Origin of the sequence: Shewanella sp. 4t3-1-2LB (assembly GCF_017368415.1) — a bacterium.
Lineage (GTDB): Bacteria > Pseudomonadota > Gammaproteobacteria > Enterobacterales > Shewanellaceae > Shewanella > Shewanella fodinae.
The window spans coordinates 1-4,973 of sequence record NZ_JAFNJD010000083.1 but is presented as its reverse complement, the minus strand read 5'-3'; the positions used below and the strand labels follow the sequence as shown (position 1 = coordinate 4,973).

Below are 4,973 nucleotides of genomic sequence, written 5' to 3'. Positions count from 1 at the left end.
AAGAACAAACTGGCCGGACGATACCGAAACAGGTGGCCGGATGAGGCCGAAATCAGTGGCCGGATGATACCGAAATGGGTGGCCGACTCATGCCGAAATCGCTGGCCGGATCATCCCGAAATACGCAAATGGGGGCTCTGCGCTTCTGTATCGAACGAGGAGGCCCTTTTCTTGATAACAATGAAGCTTTAGCCGCGCCAGCGATGACTTCGCTTCCTGAGCTGCAACAAGCGGCTAATGGTGTGGAGGATAAACCTGATTTTGATAATCCTGATTACCTTAAATGGCTGAACATGCTTATTTCACCAGGTTCATCGCTCGGTGGTGCCCGTCCAAAAGCATCTGTGAGAGATACCGATAACACGCTTTGGTTAGCCAAGTTCCCAAGCCGCCACGATTCATATGACATCGGACTGTGGGAGTTTGTTGTTTACCAAATGGCGCTAGATGCAGGGATCCAAATGGCTGAGTCTAAGGTGCAAGCTATTGGTTCAGAAGACCATATCTTTCTGACTAAACGGTTTGACCGTACCGATAATGGACGCCGACTACATTTCACTTCGGCAATGACTCAGTTGGAGTACTTTGACGGAAATGACGATGGGGCGAGCTATCTTGAACTAGCAGAGTTCCTTATCCAGCACGGTTCGCATACTCAGGAAGATCTCGAACAGCTATGGACTCGAATGTTATTCAACATCATGGTGTCCAACAGCGATGATCACTTACGCAATCACGGGTTCATTTTTGATATGATAGGCTGGCGCTTATCTCCTGCATACGATATCAACCCTACGCCGAACGCTATGGGCTTACACCTTAACATCAACGACGTCAGCAATGCCCTTGATGTTGAACTTGCATTTGAAGTGGCAGAATACTTCCAACTAAACAAGAAGCAAGCTGATGCTATTTATCAGCGCGTAGCTAATGCTGTTTCGCGTTGGGGAGAACTGGCGAAGCAGGCTGGTATTAGCAAAGGCGAACGTGACTTACTGAGAGATTGTTTTACTCCACGCATTTAACGTCTAAGGAACCTGCGATTAAGTCAGTACGCTGCGGTTTAAATTCACCGAAGTTTCTTCCTCTACTTTTTCCGCACCGATTTCCCGTCTTGGGCAAAAAAACAGCAGTTTTATCCCACTTTTAGCCAGTTTTCTGGCTTCTACCCGATTTTAGGTAGTCTTCGGCTCATAGCGTAACATCTGGTCCACATCTGACGATGTTGGCCAACGCAAATAACATCGCCAGATGATTATCGTTTTTCACCAAGCCTTTATAGCGAGCTTTCACAAAGCCAAATTGGCACTTAATGATGCGGAATGGATGTTCTACCTTAGCTCTAATGCTAGCCTTCAAGTACTCAGTTCTGATGAGCACTTTATTGAGACGTGGATGTTGCTTGAGGGTTCTGACTTTGCCCGGACGTTCTGCTATCAGCCAATCGACCTTCTTATCTGCAAGTACCTTGCGCTTTTCTGCGCCTTGATAACCGGCATCGGCTGACACAAATTGTTCTTCACCGTGTAGCAAGTTTTCCAGCTGATTTAAATCGTGCTCGTTCGCTGACGTGGTCACCAAGCTGTGGGTTAAGCCACTTTTGGCGTCGACGCCGATATGTGCCTTCATCCCAAAGTGCCATTGGTTGCCTTTCTTGGTTTGGTGCATATCGCCGTCACGTTGGTTTTGCTTATTTTTAGTTGAGCTCGGCGCTTCGATAATCGTTGCATCAACTAACGTGCCTTGCGTCATCATGACACCGCATTCACTGAGCCATTGGTTTATGGTGCTGAGTATCTTACGGGCCAGCTTATGCTGCTCCAACAGATGGCGAAAATTCATGATGGTCGTGCGGTCAGGCATGGCGCTATCTAAGGATAGATGTGCAAACAAGCGCATTGATGCAATTTCATAGAGCGCATCTTCCATGGCACCATCACTTAGGTTGTACCAGTGCTGCATGCAGTGGATACGCACCATGGTTTCCAATGGATAAGGACGGCGGCCATTGCCAGCTTTAGGGTAAACAGGTTCAATAACAGCAAGGAGTTTTGCCCAAGGAAGAATCGCATCCATCCGAGACAGGAAGATTTCCTTACGGGTCTGACGGCGTTTACTGGAGAATTCGCTATCGGCAAATGTGAGTTGATGTTCCATGAGCTGACCTGTTCCTTGGCAAACTGGATGAGTACATGATCTCATATCAGGGACTTATTCGCACCTGTATGGACTCCCCCTATTTTGCAAGAGAATAAAATTGGCATGAAGGTTTAACTGCTAGCTTGTATTCGGTCTCTGTTTAAGTCATTTCTCGACTTGGACCCTGATGGAGATCCGCGCGTCAGTTCCTCATTTCCCTAACGGTCTTTAGTGACCCGGTGCGAACTCAGGTTTTTCTGACGTCGGTTCAACCGTTATGCCATCATCAATTCTCTTAGCAAAATTCATTAAGCCTTTAAATACAAAACATTAACTATTAGTATCTCATCATAAATAAAAGTCTATGCGACTCGATATTCAGTATTGTTGATTAACATTGACCATACGATCCTGGCATGTTTCGCGGCAAGGGCAACCGCTGCTTTATTAAAGCCACGGCGAGCTTTAACATCCTTTATCCAGAGACTCTTGCGATCTTCTTTATTTTCGGCAAATCTTATGACAGCCCGAGCACCATGAACTAATAGAGTCCTCAGGTACACATCACCGCGCTTTGTAATCCTACCGAGACGGTTTTTCCCTCCAGAAGACCACTGGCGGGGGACTAATCCCAACCACGCGGCGAACTGTCGCCCATTTTGAAATTCTCGAATATCACCGACTGATGCAATCATAGCTGTAGCCGTTATGGGTCCAATGCCCTCAAGTTTCATAAGGCGCAGGGCTTTTTCATCTTGCTTAGCAATCGTATCAATCTTGCGATCAGACTCGAGTATTTGCTTGTCTAATTCACATAATCGCTGATATTGGCTAAACAGTAATTCTCTAAGTAATAATGGCAGCCCATTCTCAGCATCCTCAAGCAACCAAGGGAGCTGAGCTCGGACCTTATCACGCCCTTGAGGCATTGCCACTCCGAATTCTAAAAGTAATCCTCGAATTTGATTCACTTGTGCAGTACGTTCTCCAACGAGTAACGAACGAACACGATGTAACGCTAATACTGCTTGCTGTTGCTCATTTTTGACCGGAATAAATCGCATATTTGGCCTACCAGCAGCTTCACATATTGCCTGCGCATCATTCTGATCGTTTTTACTTCCTTTACGGTATGGCGCAACGAACTGTGGTGCCATCATTTTGATTTTATGCCCAAATTTTTCGAGTTCTCTTGCCCAATAATGAGCCCCGCCGCAGCTTTCCATTCCAACTTCACAAGGTTCTAGCTGGCAGAAAAAGGTCAATAATTCAGTACGTTTAATTGTTTTTTTTAAGACCGGCTTTTCTAGGGTATCGATCCCATAAATTTCGAAAACATTTTTGGCTAAATCTAAACCTATACGCATAATACTCATGTGGACTCCCTTCTTTCGATTAGGCTATACATATCTAATCTTGGCACATTGATGCCGATAGTGGGGGGAGTCCATCCCATTTCCCTAACAAACAAGACATCGAGGGCGATCATTCAAGAATGGATTGATTACCGCATAGCTAAAAAGTGGGGCGTATCTGGCCGCGCTGAGTTCCAAGGATTAATCCCTGAATCGCGTTTTTTGTATACGGTTCGTGGTGCTCCTTATGCACTACAGCCAAAGCCACGAAAACTAGACTCTGGCGAGGTACGGGAATATTGGGCTTGCGACTCACTTGAGCAGGTTATGCGTGAGATTTATAAGAAATGCGGATTACCTTTAGCATCCTCACATTCAGGCCGTAAATCGCTTTGCACGAATGCAGTATTAAACGGCGTCCCGATTGAAACTGTGGCGCGAATACTCGGACACTCCAGCCCCGAAACGACTATTGATTATGTCGTGATCCAGCCCACTAGAATCAAACAAATGTGCTCAATTGAGTGGATCTAAATTGCTATTTGTGAGCGAATACCACACAATTAAAACCGTATGATTAAGTGACACACCGAGGATATATGGCGGAACCCGCAGATAAAGAGGCTTTTTCGGCATACTGCCGCGCCCAAGTTGGGCTTGATGCAAAAGAGGTGGCAGATCTCGCCAAAGTACCGCGCCGCACGTTCTACGATTGGTGGGCAACTCGGCGCACTGCCGTTGAGTTAATCGTGGACGGTATCAAGCATCGCAATAGTAATAATGTGTGAATACCGCTCATTATTTATTGACATGTGAGCGAATACCGCACATAATAACCACAAGTTAAGGCGGTAAGGGATTGAAAATGAGTCCAGCGGTTTACAGAGAAAAAGGCTACAAGTTCTTTTTCTATTCCAACGAAGAACAGCGTATGCACGTTCACGTTGTAGGCGAGGACGGCGAAGCAAAGTTTTGGCTAGAGCCAGAAATCACGCTAGCCAAGAGTTATAACTTGTCAGTTAAAGAGCTGAACAAGCTCGAACAGAGCGTAAGGGATCATGAAAATGAAATCAGAGCAGCTTGGCAAAAACACTTCGGTTAAGGTCTTGGGGGTTAATCCCCTTGGCTTATGGCTATTGGCTGATAATGAGGAACACTTTTTAAGTTTTAAAGAGTTCCCTTGGTTTGAGAACGCGCCAGTAAAGGCCGTGTTCAATGTTGAAAAACAAGGCCGCAGCGGTTTTTGCTGGCCTGATCTCGATGTGGATTTGACGCTGGACGGCATTAAGCACCCCGACAAATACCCACTTAAAGCAAAGCATTAATCGGAAATTTGTATGCCTGAAACTATTTTTATCGGGTCGCGCGGAAAACCTCGCCGTTCAGGGCGAGGATGAATAGCGCAACGGCGAAGCCGTTTTGAGGGCTACGTCGGAGTTTGTTGCTGCTCAATATACTGCCGGATGATCTCAATTGGTG

Annotated in this window: 6 protein-coding genes and 1 pseudogene; 5 read left to right on the top strand and 2 right to left on the bottom strand. The window is 46.1% G+C overall.

Annotation, left to right across the window (positions count from 1 at the left end; genetic code table 11):
• The first annotated feature begins 89 nt into the window (after positions 1-89).
• Positions 90-1,025 carry a HipA domain-containing protein gene (locus tag J3L11_RS18475; RefSeq protein WP_242695338.1) on the top strand — a complete coding sequence of 312 codons (936 nt, stop codon included), beginning with the start codon at positions 90-92 and terminating at the stop codon, positions 1,023-1,025.
• 150 nt (positions 1,026-1,175) lie between these two features.
• Here J3L11_RS18475 and J3L11_RS18470 read toward each other — a convergent pair.
• Both J3L11_RS18470 and J3L11_RS18465 read right to left on the bottom strand, forming a co-directional pair.
• Positions 1,176-2,157 (bottom strand): annotated as a pseudogene (locus tag J3L11_RS18470) (IS5 family transposase).
• 344 nt (positions 2,158-2,501) lie between these two features.
• Positions 2,502-3,515, bottom strand: a complete 1,014-nt coding sequence (locus tag J3L11_RS18465; protein ID WP_133040655.1) for an IS110 family transposase — start codon at positions 3,513-3,515, stop codon at positions 2,502-2,504.
• Between the two features lie 51 nt (positions 3,516-3,566).
• Here J3L11_RS18465 and J3L11_RS19705 point away from each other — a divergent pair, with 51 nt between their 5' ends.
• From J3L11_RS19705 to J3L11_RS18445, 4 genes are all read left to right on the top strand, one after another.
• Positions 3,567-4,028, top strand: coding sequence for a tyrosine-type recombinase/integrase (locus J3L11_RS19705; RefSeq protein ID WP_347566529.1), 462 nt, complete (start codon positions 3,567-3,569; stop codon positions 4,026-4,028).
• Between the two features lie 65 nt (positions 4,029-4,093).
• Positions 4,094-4,282: a hypothetical protein gene (locus J3L11_RS18455; protein ID WP_133040713.1), complete on the top strand. Its 189-nt coding sequence runs from the start codon at positions 4,094-4,096 to the stop codon at positions 4,280-4,282.
• Between the two features lie 77 nt (positions 4,283-4,359).
• Positions 4,360-4,596, top strand: coding sequence for a DUF4160 domain-containing protein (locus J3L11_RS18450; RefSeq protein ID WP_133040712.1), 237 nt, complete (start codon positions 4,360-4,362; stop codon positions 4,594-4,596).
• Complete coding sequence (locus J3L11_RS18445; RefSeq protein WP_133040711.1) at positions 4,559-4,819, top strand: DUF2442 domain-containing protein; 261 nt, start codon at positions 4,559-4,561, stop codon at positions 4,817-4,819. The genes J3L11_RS18450 and J3L11_RS18445 overlap by 38 nt, the downstream gene beginning before the upstream one ends.
• Positions 4,820-4,973 lie beyond the last annotated feature (154 nt).